This is a genomic window from Streptomyces sp. NPDC098781, assembly GCF_044759995.1.
In the GTDB taxonomy this organism is placed as follows: domain Bacteria; phylum Actinomycetota; class Actinomycetes; order Streptomycetales; family Streptomycetaceae; genus Streptomyces.
Window position 1 is genome coordinate 649,676 of sequence record NZ_JBIWAK010000002.1, and the last position, 16,917, is coordinate 666,592.

Sequence of the window (16,917 nt, forward strand, 5' to 3'; positions counted from 1 at the left end):
CGGGACGATTCCCGCCACCCGGAACCGCTACGAACGAACGAGGTCATCCATGCCCGACTACCCCGCGATGATCGCTCCCGTCAATCACGTGGAGGCCGTGCCGCGCAGGATCCGTGCGGTCCTGGGCTCGGAGACCGTCATCGACACCACCCGCGCGCGGTACGTGTGGGAATGGAGCTACTACCCCCAGTACTACATCCCGCTGGAGGACATCCACCCCGACCTCCTCGCCGCCGAGGGCCGCACCCAGCGCGGCAGCCGGGGCACGGTCGAGGTGCACGCCGTCCAGTTCGGCGACATCCACCGTCCCCGCGCGGCCAAGGTGGTACGCGAGTCACCCATCGAGGGCCTCACGGGAACCGCCCGCTTCGACTGGAACGCGCTGGACGCCTGGTACGAGGAGGACGAGCAGGTCTTCGTCCACCCCCGCAACCCGTACGTCCGCGTGGACGCGCTCCGTTCGACCCGCCCCGTCCGCGTCGAACTCGACGGGGTCGTCCTGGCCGAGGCGCCCTCCTGCGTGATGGTCTTCGAGACGGGGCTCCCGACGCGGTACTACCTGGAGCGCAGCCACATCGACTTCCGGCACCTGATCGCGAGCGACACCGAGACCGCCTGCCCGTACAAGGGCGTCACCAGCGGCTACTGGTCCGTGCGCACCGGCGACCGCGTCCATCCCGACCTGGCGTGGACCTACGACTTCCCGACCGGCCCACTGCTACCGATCGCCGGCCTGGTCGCCTTCTACAACGAGCAGGTCGACATCGTCTTGGACGGGCAGGGGCTGGAGCGGCCTAGGACGAAGTTTTCTCCTGCGTCGAGGGATTGAGGGGGCACCCGGGACGCTGAGGGCGCCATCTCAGCGCTGGGAAACGGCCTGAGACCGCGACCGACCGGACGGCGGGCGGTGGAGCGGCAGACGAGTCGGGTTGTACGCCGGGGAGTGCCACCGCATCCCTACGACCTGCAGATACATGCCCATGGAAGGGGATCGGGAGGTCTGAAGGAAACCCCGGAAGCGGTTGTCAACCCCGGCTGCCCCGTGGAGGCGACCAGAGCAGTGTTCTCTTCACGGCAGTGCACCGGTTCTGACGGAGGCTTTGGGCTGCTTTCAGCGGACTGGGACCGTCACTCTCTTGAACCTGTGTCATTCCTGGCGTCAGCCCCGTAGCAACTCGCTTGGCCCCACTTGCGCCAACAGCGGCGGCTCGGATGCTCCTTCGTATGCGAGATGCAGCTCGCGTCGGGCTCGCGTGGCCATGACGTAGTACTGCATGCGCAGAGCGGCAGAGGTGGGATCGGTGGCGGCGTCAGTGTGCGTGTCAGGGATGACGACCGTGTCGAAGCCGAGGCCCTTGGCGCTTCGCCGGTGGACCAGGACGACGCCGGGACGGCCAAGGTCCAGGCGGTGGTACCGGCCGCCCTTCCAGGCATCGGAGGTGTAGAGCTGTGGTTTGAGCCTGGGGGCCTTGTTCTGCAGTGTGCCGAGCAGCGAGAACTGCGTGTGCTTGGAGTGGGCTATCACTCCGATGGTGTCCTGCGGATGCTGCTTGGCCAGCAGCATCACCAGGTCGGCTGCCCCACGCTGCGGAAGGCGGTGCAGCCGCGGAGGCGGGCCGTCCCGTTCCGGGATCGGAGGCATGCCGGCTCCGGTGTGGAAATGAGCCGCGAAGGAGGCGATTTGCCGGGTGTTGCGGTGGTTGCCGTCGAGTTCGTGGCGCGCGCAGCGGCCCAGGCGCTCAGCGATCTCGGCCAGCGTGGAGTTGGTGTCGGTCAGACTCTGGCACTCGTCCGCGTACACCGTCGTGCGGGCTCCCAGCAGTCGGCAGAGGCGGTAGAACTCCGGTGGCAGGTCCTGGCCCTCGTCCACGACCAGGGTGAGTCCGGGCGGCGGGGCGGTCGCCGCGGCCCGCTCGTACAGGGCGGGCCAGTCGAACCAGCCGTCGGGGCCGCCGGGCGGCTTCCCGCCGTACCACTCGGTGAGCCAGGCGTGCACGGTCCGCACCCGCACGCTGCGGTCCACGGGGCCCAGAACGTGGACGGCTCCGGCCAGTGACTGGTGCAGCAGGTTGGAATAGGTCAGCAGGACCACCGGCGTTCCCGTCAGGGCGAGCATGACGGCTCGCTGGGCCGCCAGGATGCTCTTGCCGCTTCCTGGCGGACCGCTGATGAGGTGGTTGCCGTCGAAGGGCAGCTCGTCGAGGCAGGAGCGCTGCTCCTGGGTGAGGTCGAGATAGGTGACGGTCACATCTCCTCCACGGCGTCTGCGGCCGCGGCGCGGGCCGCGGTGACGATGGACTCCAGGTAGCCGGGTACTCGTTCGCCGCCGACGACCAGGGCGCGGTCGAGGAGGGTGTTGCCCGTCTCGCAGCTGGTCTCGGGGAGCAGCGCGCAGGCGTGGCAGGCCGCGCGGTTGAGGTTGCCGAAGCCCTGGCCGGTGTGCTCGGCGCAGAGGGGGTCGGCCGAGCACCAGGCCGCGGCCTCCGTCATCCGCAGCAGAGTCTCGGCGAGCCGGGGCGGTTCACCTTGCCGGACGAGACCGCCGAGAGTTCCCTCCGCGTCTCCGGCAGCCGTGTAGACGAGGATGCCGTACTGATCCTGCTCAGGGCGTGCGTAGACGCGTTCGCGCAAGCTCGCCGTCGTGTACCCGGATTCAAAGGAAAGCTGGCGGATCAGCAGGTGCGCGAGGGTATGCAGGAGCACGAAGCGCGGGGACAGTTCCGGTCCGGTCAGAGTCTCCAGACGGTCTTTCTGGAAGGAGCGGTCGAGGTCTGCTCGCATGCCGGAGACACGACGTCGGACCCAGGTGTCCCCTTCCCAAGCGGCGAGTTCGCTCTTGTCCAGGGTGAGAAAGATGCCTTCTCCGAAGACCTCCACGGCGGGCAGCCACCTCAGGCGCCGCGCGGTGTCGGCAGAGACGACGGTGGCGTCCGGGGACACCCGGGTGAAGCCCGACAGGGCGCGCACCTCGCGCAGCCGGTCGGCGAGGACGATCCGGCCGAAGCGTCGACTGAGACCCGCCCAGGGGTCGGCGGTCTCACCGGCGAGCCCGAGCGTGGTCTCGCGCAGCGCGAAGTCGCGGGTGGCCAGCGAGGTCGGAGCGGTGAAGGCCGCCCATTCCTCCCGGCTCAGGTCGGGCCGGTCGTGAGTTCCGGTCCCGGTGGAGGTCTCTGTGGTGGGCCTGCCCGTCTCTTCGGCGAGGAGGATGTCGAGGAGCTGGTCGTCGACGCTCGTGTCCTCCTGGATCATCGAACGGAAGACCTGGGCCCGCGGTGAGTCGGCGGCTCTGCACAGCGACACCCAAAGATCGTGTCCGCGCACTCGTGCGGCGAGCCCGTCGTCGACAATCGCTGGTACCACGGTCTCGGGGATGTCGAGCGCCGAGTGAACGATCGGGTAGTACAGGTTTCCCGCAGTGCGCTGCACCACTTGCACCGGCTTCTCGCACTCCACGGCCTCGCTCGCCCGCTGCCAGGGGTTGCGTCCCGAGCAGCGCATGCCGTGGGTGCCGAGGATGTCGAGCAGGTCCCGGGCCGCCCCGCAGTCCTTGGCTGCGCAGGCCACGGAGAGCGCCTCAAGGCCGGAGGCGCGTTCGGAGACCAGGAAGCGCAGTCTTTCGCGATCTCCGCATTGCCGGCGCTCGCCCGCGTCCTGCCGGGAGTGGGCCCAGAACCACCAGTCGATGTCGCTGAGGTGTCCGGCCTGGCAGATCTGGACGAATCGCATGGGCGCGAGGGCCCGCCCCGGCGAGCAGGACGGGCAGCGCGGCGGACGGCCGGGTTTCTCGTCCGCGATGCGCCACCTGGTCATGCGGCGGCAGGCACCGCAGAAGAGCCAGGACGGGAAGCGGATGTACGGTGCCCCGGGCGCGTCCGGCGTGTCGAACCGGTCATTGGCCGTCGCTGGGGCAGCGAAGAAACCGGTCACCCCGAGCCGGGAGGCCAGCCGGGGTGAGTCGACCGGCTGCCTGCCCCGGCTCGGCCAGTCTCCGATTCCGGTGGCGACGAACGACTCGCCCTGGATGTCGAAGACGGCTCCGACCCCGAAGGGCACCACTGTCTGGGACTGGCGTACTCGCAGTGTCCGGCTCACAGGTCGGCTCCCTTCACCATCACCTGGCACTCCCGATCGACGTTGCGCATCGAGTTGGGTATCTCCCACAGGCCGTATCGCTGCTCGAAGCTCTTGATGAGGTTGGACTGGCCCTTGCCTTGACTGCGGTAGAACAACTCCCGGCCGTCCTTGCGCGCTGCGCGCGCGGCTTCCGCCCAGTCGGCGAGGAGGTCCGCCAGTTCCTTGCGTACGGCGTCGCCCGCGGCGGGTTCGCATGCCTCGGCGCGCGCCGCCAGTTCTGCCACGAGGGCCTCCGCTTCGGGCAGGTGGTGCAGGATCGTCCCCGCCTGGTTCTCGGCGGCGAGGCCGAGGCGGTGCCGGACGAGGATGACGAAAGCGGCGTGCAGGGCGCGGCGCCGCGAGGGGACGGACCACGGAGTCACACTGGTCGGTTCGACGTGCCGGTACAGCGAGCGGTGGTACAAATCGAAGGTCTCGTAGTGCGAACGGTCCCGCGGCCGGGTGGCGTTGAAGAACGTGACGACGAGGCCGGGCACCGCGTGACGGCCGACCCGGCTGGTGGCCTGGATGTACTCGGCCGTGGTCTTGGGCTGCCCCTGCATGAGCATCAGTGCCAGCCGCTTCACGTCGACGCCGACGGACAGCATGTTGGTGCAGGGCAGGAAGGACACCGACTCCGGATGGTCCCATCGCTTCTCGAGCCGATCGAGCAGTACGGGCTGTTCCGCACGCGGCAGGTTGCTGGTCAGCTCCTGCACCTGGTGATCCGTCAGCTTCCTTGTGCCGAAACCGGATGCGAGCCCGGCGAGCTGGGCAGGAATGTCATCGGCCGCAGCGGTGACGGTCCGGCCGAGTTCACGCAGGCTGTGGTGGTAGGCGACGAGTGTCCAGTAGGCGTCCCGGTGTTCCTCGGGCAGCTCCCAGGCGCCCTGCAACAGAGCGGCGGCGACTGCGACGGCGGCGCGGCCCGCCGTGTGTCCCTGGGCCATGACGCCGAGGTAGCGGCGGCCGGGCCGTGAGGTGTCCGGTTCGGCGAAGTACGAGTGGCGGGCGTCGAGCCCGGCGGGCGGGAAGAGCTGGACGTCACCGCCGTAGAGAGCGCGGACCTGTTCTCCTGAGCGGCGGATGGTGGCCGTCGATGCCACGATCTTTGGTCCCATGCCGTCGGGCCGGGTGCACAGCCCCAGCACAGCGGACTCGTACAGGCCGACTGTGGTGCCGAGTGGGCCAGTGAGCAGGTGCAGTTCGTCCTGGATGACAAGGGACGGCGGCAGCTGCGTACCGCTCGCCGCGAACAGCCGTCCGGCACGGGGCTCCCAGGCCAGTCGGGCGAACTTGTCGACAGTACCCAGGACGAACGTGGGCGGCCGGTCGTACAGGTGCTCGTCCACCACGGCGACGGGCAGCTCGTCGTGGAAGACGCACTCCTCGCGCGGGCAGAAGAAGGCGAAGGAGTCCGCTCCGGCGCGCACACCGTAGTCACCGATGTCTGGTGACTTGTGGGCGGGCAGGATGCGGGTGCCGCACCAGGGGCAGCGATCGAGGATGAACACGTCGTCGGGCCGGGCGGCGGCGCGTGCGTCGTCGAAGGCCGCACGGGCCTTTTCGTAGGTGTTCGGCGTGGTCGTCTCACCCACCCACAGACCGATCGAGAAGGGCTCCTCGCCGTAGCCGGCCGGGTCCGCCCGGCGGAGGGTTTCAAGGGCGCACACGGTGGTGGCCGCGCGCTGGAACTGCTGGGTGGTGAGCAGGCTGAGGGTGTAGCGGCTGAGGACCGCCGTGCCGCCCCCGTCGGGTTCACGCCTGCGCAGTGCCATCGTGAAGGCCGCGAGCAACAGGTACGCCTCGGTCTTGCCACCGCCGGTCGGGAACCAGATGAGGTCGGTGACGGCCCGGTCCCGGTGCCGGGGGTCGGCCACGCCGTCCAGGGCCAGCAGGAAGAACGCCAGCTGGAAGGGGCGCCAAGTGGCCCCGGGAGCCGGCTTCGGATCCGGGGGGACGGCGTCGCGGCGGGACCGGCGCGTCCCCGCAAGGTCCGGGGCGGAGTGGCGCATCTGGAGCGCCATGACGTGGTTGGCTGTACGGAAGGCGCGCAGCACTTCGGGCCGGGACGGATCGCAAAGGGTGCGCACCCCTGACTCGATGCGGGCGACGGCGTCGGCGACACGGCCCAGGATGCGGTCGGCGGCGGCCCGTCCCCACTCGGGGATGTCCGCGTTCAGCTGCCCCACATACCACGCGCGGTAGTCGGCGACGAACTCCCAGAGTTCCTCGCGAAGTTGGTCCACGGAGACGTCAGGGTCGGCAAGGTGCCCGAGGTTCAGCACCGGCGTGCCGCTGGGGCCCGCCGCCCGTACACCGGTGACCTCGGCCTCCGGCATGACGGCCGCGCGCAGCGCCGTTACCTGGCCCCCCGCATCGTCGTACTGTTCCGCGACCGCGCAGCCGTGCCCCACGGCGTGGGTGCGCACGTGCCGGTACTGCAGACGCAGTTCCTGCTCCTCCGGGTCGCGGCTCGCGAGTCGGACGCTCGGGTACTGGAGCACTCGGCCGTCGACGGGCCGTACCTCCAGTTCCACTTGGAACAACATGCGGTCCCACTGGGCGGCCTTGCCGAGGGCCGGCTCGTGCCGGGCCGCGTTGACCAGAGCCACGGTCACCAGCTGTCCGGTGCCGAACACCCGGCGCCTGACACGGAGTTCGGCGCGCGCGTCGAGGACGGGGACCTGGTCTCGTCCGGGCCCGAGGGTGTGCGTCTCGGCCGGCAGCGAGATGCGCTGCCAGCTCCGGCCCCGTTCGCTCGTGCCGGAGCGGGTCTCGTAGCGGGCGCCGGAACAGCGGATCTCCACGGTGGCGGCGTCGGTGTGGAAGCTGAGGCCGAGCGAGGCGGGCAGCCAGGAGTTCGACTCCGGGACGGGGTCGGCGGCGGGAGCGGTATCCTCGGCGGCCCTCTCCGTACCGGCACCGTCCGGTTCCTCGCCATCCAGGTCCAACTGGCGCTGCAGATCGGCGTCCTGGGGATACAGGGTGCCCATCAGGTACTGCCGGTCCGGTGGGGCGTCGAGCGTCTCCTCTTCGCCTCCCACCGGGCCGACGAGTTGTCTGTGCAAGTAGGCGACGAGTTCATGTCTGGGGTCCATGCTGTTCCTTCAGAGGTACGGGGACGTGGGCCATGTGCGCTTCAGGTGCGGCGCCAGCGGTCCCGGAACGTGGTGCGGGCGGTGTCGGCTGCCTGCGCCGCGGCCAGCTCCTGCTGCAGTTCGGTGATGCGGGCCCAGGCGTTGTGCTCGCTCTGGGCGATGCGCTGGGCGGCCTGCTGCTCGACGGCCTCCGCGTGCCGGCGGGCCGCCTCTACGGCCTGGTTCCGCCCGGCGAGTGCGTCCTCCGCCTGCCGAAGTCTGGCTTCAAGGTCGGAGATTCGCGTCTCGGCTCCTTCGCGGTACTCCCGCAGACGCCTATCGGCCTCCCCGGCCCGTCTCCGGTGGAAGTCCGCCTCCTCCGCGGTAGCCCGAGCGGATGCCTCCGCCTGTTCCACCTGCTGGACGAGTCCCTGCCGCACCACGTGCTGTTCCTGCTTCAGCAGCTCGATCCGTGCTCCGGCCTCGGCACGCAAGAACTGCTCGCGGCGAGCCATTGTCCTGTCCATACGCCGCAGCAGCACGTCCTCAAGAGCGTCGAGTTGCCGCTCCGTGTCCGCCTTTACAGTGGCGGCGCGTGCCTCGACGGCACGGTGCGCAAGGCGCTCCTGGTGTTCGAGCCGTACCCGTTCCAACTCGGCCTCGTACTCACGGCGGAGCCCGGCGACAAGCCGGCCGTCGTCAGAGCCTTCCTGATCCGCTTCCTGGACGGCGGTGGACTGTGTTCTCCCACCCCGGTCCTCAGAGGACAGTTCCGGGTGCGCTGCCGGGCAGTCTCCTGCGACGGCCACCACCTCATCGTCTCCAGGCACATCGAGGTGGGCCTCGTTCCTCTCGTCGGAGGGTGTGCCACGTCGGGGGACCATCTCGGTCCGGACCGGCGCGTCGCCGACCCCAGGGGTGGGCGGCCGCGCGTTGTCGGACATGACCTCCGGCATGGTGGTTGCACCGTCCGAGGTCCTCGCGGACGCGCCGCCCACGTGCTCATCGTCGGGCGCAGGGGGTGGTTCCGCCGGGGCCCCTCGGCCGGGAAGGTTCGCAACGAGTTCCCGCAGCGCGTCACGCACGGCCAGACGGGACTCCGAGTTCACCAGCGGCTTACGGGCCAGATACGCCGAGGGGGTCAGCCCGACCAGTGCCTCCGACGGCCGCTCGAAGAAGTCCTCGGGCCGGAGCCGGGCCTTTCGCAGGGTGTCGAAGACGCGTTGCAGGACTTCCAGAGCCGTGAGCACCTGACGGCCGGGCATCGTACGCTCCCCTGCGGCGCGTACGACGTCCGCCGCGGCCGGAGGCCCGAGGATCACGGTCAGCTGGGCCTGTCCCAGTGCCAGCAGCGCGTATTCGGCCAGCCAGTCGATGCCGCCGTCGAACCTGGCGCCCAGACGCAGGGCCTTCTCCCAGTCCGCGGTGCGCCCCGCCGGCTCGGCCGGGCTGGGCTCCTCGGACGACTCGGGCTCGCCGGCATCATCGAGCTCGTCGGACTCTTCTCGCTCGACGGCCTCGACAGCCGGGGTCGACAGCAGGGGTTCCACGACGCCGTCGTGCGTGCCCCCGCCCGTTTCCCTCCAGCCTTCCTCCACTGCCACGGCATCCTCCGTGTCGCCACGGTGTGACGGCTCAACGACTTGGAGCAGGCCGCCGTCGGCTCGGGATGACGACTCGTCCACCAAGGCGACGGGCTTCGCCTTGCCAGAAGCACGCCGTTTCGTCGACGGGGCCTGCTCCCCGTCCCCCACAGGCTCGTGCTCATTCCCGACCTCGTACGCGCCGACGACCCCGGCCATCCGCAGGCGCACCCTGAATGCCGAGAGGGCCTTGCTCTCCACCTGCCGGATGCGCTCTCTGGTCACGCCGAACTCCCGCCCCAGTTCGTCGAGCGTCGAGGGTTCGTCGCCGTCCAGGCCCAGGCGCCGGACGAGAACGCGGGCGTCACGCTCAGAGAAGGTGTCGACGACGGCCATGACGTCTGCCGTGAGGAGTGTGTTCAGCACACCCTGCTCCACCGACGGCAAGGCCTGGCTCTCCCCGACGAAGTCGCCAAGAGTGGCACCGTCACCGACGACCCGGTCGAGCGAGTCGGTACGTCGACTCAGTCTCCGGATCTCCTCCACCTTCTGCACGGTCATGTCGCACCGCACCGCCACGTCGACGGCCGTCGTGGGGAGCCCCTGCGCGGCGAGTGCGCGTTCAGCGGCAGCCACCTTGCGCATCTGCTCGTGCATGTGGACCGGGATCCGGATGAGAGCGCCCTCGTCCGCGATGGCCCGGGTGATCTGCTGCCGCACCCACCAGGTCGCGTACGTCGAGAACTTGTAGCCCTTGGCCGGGTCGAATTTGCGAGCGGCTCGCATCAGCCCGAGCGCTCCTACCTGGAAGAGGTCCTCGTAGTCCAACCCCTGTTCCAGGTAGGAACGGATGAGCGAGTGCACAAGGCGCTGGTTGTGCAGGACCAGGCAGTCGCGGGCCCTAGCCCTCAGATCGCCCGACCCCAGTCCGTTCAATTCTTCGGCGTCGGGCTCCTGAGCCATGCGTTCCACGCCGCCGCGCAGCAGCACAGCGAGGCCGACCTCGGCTTCGGCCTTCAGGAGAGAGTCGCCGGGACGTCTTCGGAAGCGGTCCTCCTCCAGTACGGCTAGCGCCGCGACGACGGCGGCGGCAATGTCACGCCCCTCCACTCCGGCCCCCGGCTTCCCGGAGACCGACGGCTCTCCCCCCTCGCCTTCGGGCCGAATCTCCTCCGTGCGGGGATCGTCAGTCGCAGCGTCTCCATCGGTGTCGCGCACCTTTGCCCAGGACCTCAGCGCATCCGTCTGCCGTGCGCCGAGTCCCGCGAGCCGGGCGACGCCGTCCACCGCTCTGGAGGTCACGAATCCGTCGGTGTCCGCGTAGCGCAGCAGCAGTGTCCGCACCAGGTCGGCGCCGGGGAACACATTTTCTCCACGAATCTGTGCAACCTTTTCCACATCCGGAGAGTCCGCATCTACATGTACACGCACGTCCTGGACATGCAGACCCAATCGGACGAGCTCGTGCCGCAGCCTGTCCCGTTCGGCCCGGCCGAGCCCGAGGGTTTGCACGTTCTGCGCGAAGACCGACTCGGGCACGACGCCGTTCACAGCGGCATGTCGCAACCGGGACAGCATCTCCCCCACCGCAGCCCTCAAGCTGGACGCGGCCACTTCGCCGACGGCTCGATCCTGCACACCATCCACCCCCGCTCGCTTCGCGGAAAGGCTAGGAGTGGCACGTTGACGATGTCAACAGACTGAACCCATATGAAATTGGTTCGCCATCGTGTACGGTAACGACTGCCTCACTGTCTGTTCTGACACGATGGGCCGTGGGGTGGCAGATCAGGGGGCGCGTTCCGTCTCGGAACCGCGAGAACGCGAGCAGCAGGCAGAGGAGCGGCAGTGAGCCACGAGCTCGTCGACGGCAGATTCCGCATCGGACGCGTCATCGGCAGAGGCAACATGGGGGAGGTCCACCAGGCCGAGGACCTGAACGCTCCCGCGAACTCGCCCGAACGCACCGTCGCCGTGAAGACGATCCTGCGTCGCCGCACCGGGGGCCCGATCGATACCGGCGGCGACGCCAAGGCCGTGGAACGCTTCGCCCGCGAAGTGAACATCATGCGCCAGCTGGATCATCACCCCAACATCACCAGGCTCATTGCAGGAGGCATCGCTGCAGACTGCGACGATCTGCCGTACCTGGCGATGGAGTTCCTGGACGGTGAGTCGCTGCGCGACCTCATCGAGGAGGAGTCTCAGCTCCCGGTGGCCTGGGCCGCCGCCATCGGCGCCCAGATCGCCGCAGGCCTCGCCGCCGCGCACGCGAAGGGCGTGGTCCACCGGGACCTGAAGCCCGCCAACGTCATGCTCACGCGGGGCGGCACGGTCAAGGTGCTCGACTTCGGCATGGGCAGCATCGTCGACGACCCGGAACAGACCCGCCTGACCAGTACCGGTGTCAGCGTGGGCACCGCCCGCTACATGGCGCCGGAGCAGTGCCAGGCCAAGCAGGTCACCCAGGCCGCCGACCTGTACGCGCTGGGCTGCGTGCTGTACGAGATGTTGGTCGACGTCCCTCCGTTCACGAGCGAGTCGGCGTACGAGCTCGCGGAGCGGCATGTCCACCAGGACCCCAGCCCCGTCCGCGCGATCCGCGCCGAGGTCCCCGCCGAACTCGCCCGCCTCGTGGACCGGCTGCTGGCAAAGGACCCCGCGGACCGCCCCGCCGACGCCGTGACCGTACGGGACGCACTGCTCCCGCTCGCCGTACCCGCGGACGACACCTGCCTCGTACCCGCATGGATCGAGCGGGACCCGACACTCCCCCTGCTCGAGGCCGCCCCCGCCCCCGCGACCGTCCTGCCGCAGCAGCCCACCCCGGTGACCGGCTCCGGCGCCGGCATGGACGTCTTCGGGGTCCACCAGAACCTGATCCGCGACTACCGCTCCTTCACCGAGGGCGGCACCGTCATCCGCGACGAGCGCATCAAGGCCTACGTCGAGAAGGACCTGGACGAGAAGTCCCAGTGGCCGAACCCATGGCTGTCGCTCAACCCGTTCTTCCAGGGCGGCGGCACCGTGGTCGAGCTCGCGCAGGAGAAGGTGCTGCACCCCGAGTGCGCCCGCATCTTCCAGGCGAGGAAGACCGAGGGCAGCACCGTCTGCGACGGCCGGCCGCTGCTCCTCCACCGGCACCAGCGCGACGCCATCGACGCCGCCGCCTCCGGGGCGTCGTACGTCCTGACGACCGGCACCGGCTCCGGCAAGTCGCTCTCCTACATCGTCCCGATCGTCAACAAGGTGCTGCACGAGCGCGACGAGGAGGGCCCGAACGCTCCGAAGCGGGTGCGGGCGATCATCGTGTATCCGATGAACGCGCTCGCCAATAGCCAGCTGCGCGAGCTGGAGAAGTTCCTGCGCGACGGCTACGGCGCGGGCCGCGAGCCCGTCACCTTCGCCCGCTACACGGGCCAGGAGGATGACGAGAAGCGCAAGGAGATCCGCGACAACCCGCCGGACATCCTGCTCACCAACTACGTGATGCTGGAGCTGATGCTGACCCGCCCGGCCGACCGGGCGAGCCTCATCAGGATGGCGCGGGGCCTGGAGTTCCTCGTCTTCGACGAACTGCACACCTACCGCGGCCGCCAGGGCGCCGACGTCGCACTGCTCATCCGCCGCGTACGCGAGGCCTGCCAGGCGGAGAACCTGCAGTGCATCGGCACGTCGGCCACCATGTCGACGGAGGGCACGCTGGAGGACCAGCGGCAGGTGGTCGCCGGTGTGGCGAGCACGCTGTTCGGCACCACGGTCCGCCCCGAGCACGTCATCGGCGAGACCCTGGTCCGCGCGACGGGTGAGGCACCCGACACCGTACCGGCCGAACGCCTGACCTCCCCCGCCCCGCGCGCCTACGACGACCTGGCGCGCGACCCGCTGGCCCGCTGGATCGAGGACCGCTTCGGCCTCGTCGAAGACGAGGCCACGGGCCGCCTGGTACGCCGGCCGCCGACCCAGATCGAGGTTGCGGCACGGGAGTTGCACGAGATGTCGGGCGTCGACGAGGAGCAGTGCGCGAAAGCGATCCGAGCGACGCTGGAGGCCGGCTCGCAGGCGCTCAACCCGCGGAACGAACGGCCGCTGTTCGCGTTCCGCCTGCACCAGTTCCTCTCCAAGGGCGACACCGTCTACGTCACCCTGGAGGAGAAGTCCTCCCGCCACCTGACCCGCTCCTACCAGCTCGAACAGCCGGGCAGCGGGGGCAAGTTGCTGATGCCCCTGGCCTTCTGCCGGGAGTGCGGCCAGGAGTACCTGACGGTGTGGCGTACCGAGAAGGGCGGCGAGGTTCAATACGAGGCCCGTCGCGACACCTCGGCGACCGGCGGCCGCCAGGGCGACGGCTACCTCTACGTCGACCACGAGCGCGAGTGGCCGTCCAACGTGCAGTACGCGGTGGACGACCGCCGACTGCCCGAATCCTGGCTGGAGTTGGACGACAAGGGCCAGGAGGTCGTCAAGCGCCCTTACCGCGACCGCGTGCCGAAGGCCGTCACCGTCGACACGTCCGGACGCGAGGGTCAGGGTGAGCTGAAGGCCGCGTTCATCCCCTCGCCGTTCCTGTTCTGCCTGCACTGTGGTGTGGCCTACGAGCAGACGCGCGGCCGGGACTTCGCAAAGCTGGCGACGCTGGACCAGGAAGGCCGCTCCTCAGCGACCTCGCTGGTGTCGGCGTCCATCGTCCGCTCGCTGAAGTCGGTACCAGAAGAGGCCCTCGACCCGAGGGCACGCAAGCTCCTCACGTTCGTCGACAACCGCCAGGACGCCTCCCTCCAGGCAGGCCACTTCAACGACTTCGTGCAGATCACCCAGCTGCGCGGGGCCCTGTACCGGGCGGCCGTGGACGCCGGCGAGGAAGGCCTGCACCACGAGGAACTAGCCTCGGAGGTGACCAACGCGCTCGCCATCGCCCCCGCCGACTACACCGGCGAGACCGAGCTGCCGCCGTCGCTGGCCCGCAACGCGGCCCGCACGCTGCGGGACGTGGTCGCCTTCCGGCTCTACCTCGACCTGGAGCGTGGCTGGCGCATCACCATGCCCAACCTGGAGCAGACGGGCCTGCTGGAGATCGATTACGAGGACCTGGGCTGGGTCGCCGACAAGCAGGACCGCTGGGAGGGCACGCACCAGGCGCTGCGCGACGCCGACCCTGCGCTTCGGGCCGAGGTCATGAAGGCCCTGCTGGACGAGATGCGCCGCTCGCTCGCCATCGACGTGTCGTACTTCCGTGACGACGCCTTCGACTCCCTCCAGCGCGCCAGCGAGGAAAGGCTGGTCGACCCGTGGGTGCTGTCCTCCGCGGACAAGCCCCGGGTCGGCACTGCCTACCCTCACCCGTCCCGGCGGGGCACGGACCGTTCGAGCCTGTTCCTGTCGGCGCGGGGCAGGTTCGGCAAGTTCCTGCGGCGCACCGACCGTACCTTCCGCGACCTGGACCAGGACGACCTGCAGCTGATCATCGCGGAGCTGCTGAAGGTGCTGACCAAGGCGGGCCTGGTCAAGGAGGTGGAAGTCGCCCCGCAGCGCGCCGGCCGTTACCGCAGGGCGTCTTCCCCGACCATGACCGGCTACCGGGTGGCCGCCCAGTCGCTGGTGTGGCGCGCGGGCAAAGGCGAGTCGGGCGCGCACGACCCGCTGACCCGCACGTACCAGAGCGGCGACGGCCCGCGCATCAACACGTTCTTCCTCAAGCTGTACCGGGAGACCGCCGACGCCCTGTCCGGCCTGTACGCCCGCGAGCACACCGCCCAGGTGTCCCCGGAGGACCGCGAGGCGCGCGAAAAGGCCTTCCGCAAGGCGGAGTTGAAGCTCCTGTACTGCTCCCCCACGATGGAGCTGGGCGTCGACATCTCCGAGCTCAACGCGGTGATGATGCGCAACGTGCCGCCCACGCCCGCCAACTACGCCCAGCGTTCGGGCCGCGCGGGCCGCAGCGGCCAGCCGGCACTAGTGACGACGTACTGCGCGACGGGCAACAGCCACGACCAGTACTACTTCCGCCGCTCCGAGCGAATGGTGGCGGGAGCGGTCGCCCCGCCCCGTCTGGACCTGGCCAACGAGGACCTGGTCCTCTCCCACCTCCAGGGCATCTGGATCGCCGAGGCCGGTCTGCGCCTCGGCCGCTCCGTCCCGGACGTGCTCGACGTGGCGTACCCGGATTCCGGCGACCGCCCGGACCCGGCCCTGCACCTGCTGCCGGACATCCGGGACGCGGCCCACGACGACGGCGCCCAGCGGCGCACGGTGAACGCGGCGCTGCGCGTCCTCGGCCCGCTGTTCAAGGACTTCGCCGACACCACGTGGTGGCACGACGACTGGATCGACGACAAGGTCCGGACGGTCGCCGAGCGTTTCGACCGTGCCTTCGACCGCTGGCGCAGCCTTTTCCGGGCTGCCCTGGACGACCAGTACGTCCAGAACAAGCGCCGCCTCGACTACAGCCTCACCGAAGGCGACCGCAACCGCGCCAACGCCCGCCGCCGCGAGGCCGAGACACAGCTGAACCTGCTGATGAACGAGAGCGTCGACAGCAAGTCGGTCCTCTCCGACTTCAACCCCTACCGCTACCTGGCCTCCGAGGGCTTCCTGCCCGGCTACAGCTTCCCGCGCCTGCCGCTCGCCGCGTACATCCCGACGATCGGCCGCCGCCGCGGCGACGGCGACTACCTCCAGCGCCCCCGCTTCCTCGCCATCCGCGAGTTCGGTCCCGGCTCGCTGATCTACCACGAGGGCGCCCGCTACCAGGTCACGCGCATCCAGCTGCCCCCGGACTCCTCCGGCGAGCTGACCACGGGCGAGGCCCGCCGCTGCGCGAACTGCGGCTACCACCACGAGCCCAAGGAGCGCGAGGACCGCTGCGGCTTCTGCAACGAGCCGCTGGGCGCGGCGACCTACGGCCTGCTGCACCTGCACACCGTGTACACCACCCGCCGGGAGCGGATCTCCTCGGACGAGGAGGAGCGGCGCCGGGCCGGTTTCCGGCTGGAGACGTCGTACCGCTTCCACGACCACGGCGTCCGCAAGGGCCGCCTCAACGCGACGATCGCCGCCCCGGACGGTGAGCTGGCGCAGATCACCTACGGCGACTCCGCGACCGTCCGCATCACCAACTCCGGCCGGGTGCGCGCCCGTACGGACGAGCCGCCGGGCTACTGGCTGGATCTGGCCGACGGGCGCTGGATGAACGACAAGGACGCGTCCGAGGCGTCCGGAGACTCCAGCGAGCTGCCGCTGGTGGACGCGGACGGAAACGAACGGCGCCGCAAGAAGCGGGTCATCCCGTTCGTGGAGGACCGCCGCAACGTCCTCGTGGTCACCCTCGACGAGGCCCTGCCGGAGCCGATCGCGCTCACGCTGATGTACGCGCTGGAGCGCGGCATCGAGGCCGCCTTCGAGCTGGAGGACGCCGAACTCTCCAGCGAGCTACTGCCGCCGGACGACGGCCCCAGACGCCGCATCCTCTTCATGGAGGCGGCGGAGGGCGGCGCGGGCGTCCTGCGCCGACTCCAGGCCGAGGACGACGCCCTCGCGAAGGCGGCCCGCCGGGCCCTGGAGATCTGCCACTTCTCGGCGAACGGCAAGGACGAGGGCGGCGAGGAGCATCGCCCGGGACGAGCCTGCGCGCTCGGCTGCTACGAGTGCCTCCTCACATACGGCAACCAGCTCGACCACGCCCAGATCAACCGGCACACGGTGGCCGGACTGCTGGTGCGGTTCGCGTCGGCGACGGCGCAGCGGGAGTCGCGGGGCGAGTCGCGGTCGGAGCAGTACCGGCGGCTGCTGGCCGAAACCCCGGCCGCTCCCACGGCCGTCGAGACGTCGGCGGCCGAACTGGCCGCACAGGGCGACTTCCTGGGCTGGGCGAAGGCGCGCGGCCTGCGGCTTCCCGACGAGAAGGACGCCTTCCTGACCGACGCGAACGCCGCACCGGACTTCGTCTACCGGCTCCCGGGCGCCAACGTCGCGGTGTTCGTCGACGGCCCGGACACCGAGCCGAGCGCGCTGCGCGACGCCGACGCCGAGGAGCGGCTGTTCGACGCCACCTGGGACGTGGTCCGCTTCCCGCACGGCGGCGACTGGGACGCCATCGCCGCCGCCAACACCCGCTACTTCGGCTCCCCGGCCGCCCACTAGTC

Annotated in this window: 6 protein-coding genes; 2 read left to right on the top strand and 4 right to left on the bottom strand. The window is 70.0% G+C overall.

From position 1 onward, the window contains the following. The first annotated feature begins 49 nt into the window (after positions 1-49). Complete coding sequence (locus tag ACIQWG_RS09000) at positions 50-829, top strand: DUF427 domain-containing protein (RefSeq protein WP_404092277.1); 780 nt, start codon at positions 50-52, stop codon at positions 827-829. Between the two features lie 330 nt (positions 830-1,159). Here ACIQWG_RS09000 and ACIQWG_RS09005 read toward each other — a convergent pair whose 3' ends face one another. Genes ACIQWG_RS09005 through ACIQWG_RS09020 form a run of 4 tightly spaced genes read right to left on the bottom strand, consistent with a single transcriptional unit; the run spans position 1,160 to position 10,141 of the window. Continuing rightward, positions 1,160-2,248: a DNA helicase gene (locus ACIQWG_RS09005; protein ID WP_404092279.1), complete on the bottom strand. Its 1,089-nt coding sequence runs from the start codon at positions 2,246-2,248 to the stop codon at positions 1,160-1,162. Continuing rightward, positions 2,245-4,092, bottom strand: a complete 1,848-nt coding sequence (gene drmB / locus ACIQWG_RS09010; RefSeq protein ID WP_404092281.1) for a DrmB family protein — start codon at positions 4,090-4,092, stop codon at positions 2,245-2,247. Before drmB ends, ACIQWG_RS09005 begins: the two co-directional genes overlap by 4 nt. Continuing rightward, the gene (locus ACIQWG_RS09015) at positions 4,089-7,214 is read right to left on the bottom strand and encodes a helicase-related protein (protein ID WP_404092284.1); all 3,126 of its coding nucleotides are present in this window, start codon (positions 7,212-7,214) and stop codon (positions 4,089-4,091) included. The genes drmB and ACIQWG_RS09015 overlap by 4 nt, the downstream gene beginning before the upstream one ends. 41 nt (positions 7,215-7,255) lie before the next feature. Beyond that, the gene (locus tag ACIQWG_RS09020) at positions 7,256-10,141 is read right to left on the bottom strand and encodes a sigma-70 family RNA polymerase sigma factor (RefSeq protein WP_404092287.1); all 2,886 of its coding nucleotides are present in this window, start codon (positions 10,139-10,141) and stop codon (positions 7,256-7,258) included. Between the two features lie 483 nt (positions 10,142-10,624). Between ACIQWG_RS09020 and ACIQWG_RS09025 the strand changes: the two genes are divergently transcribed. Then, positions 10,625-16,915: a protein kinase gene (locus tag ACIQWG_RS09025; protein WP_404092290.1), complete on the top strand. Its 6,291-nt coding sequence runs from the start codon at positions 10,625-10,627 to the stop codon at positions 16,913-16,915. Positions 16,916-16,917: the final 2 nt, after the last annotated feature.

Excerpts from the sequence above, each read along its gene's own strand:
- ACIQWG_RS09000 (WP_404092277.1), top strand. The coding sequence starts at position 50 with ATGCCCGACTACCCCGCGATGATCGCTCCCGTCAATCACGTGGAGGCC.
- ACIQWG_RS09015 (WP_404092284.1), bottom strand. The coding sequence starts at position 7,214 with ATGGACCCCAGACATGAACTCGTCGCCTACTTGCACAGACAACTCGTC.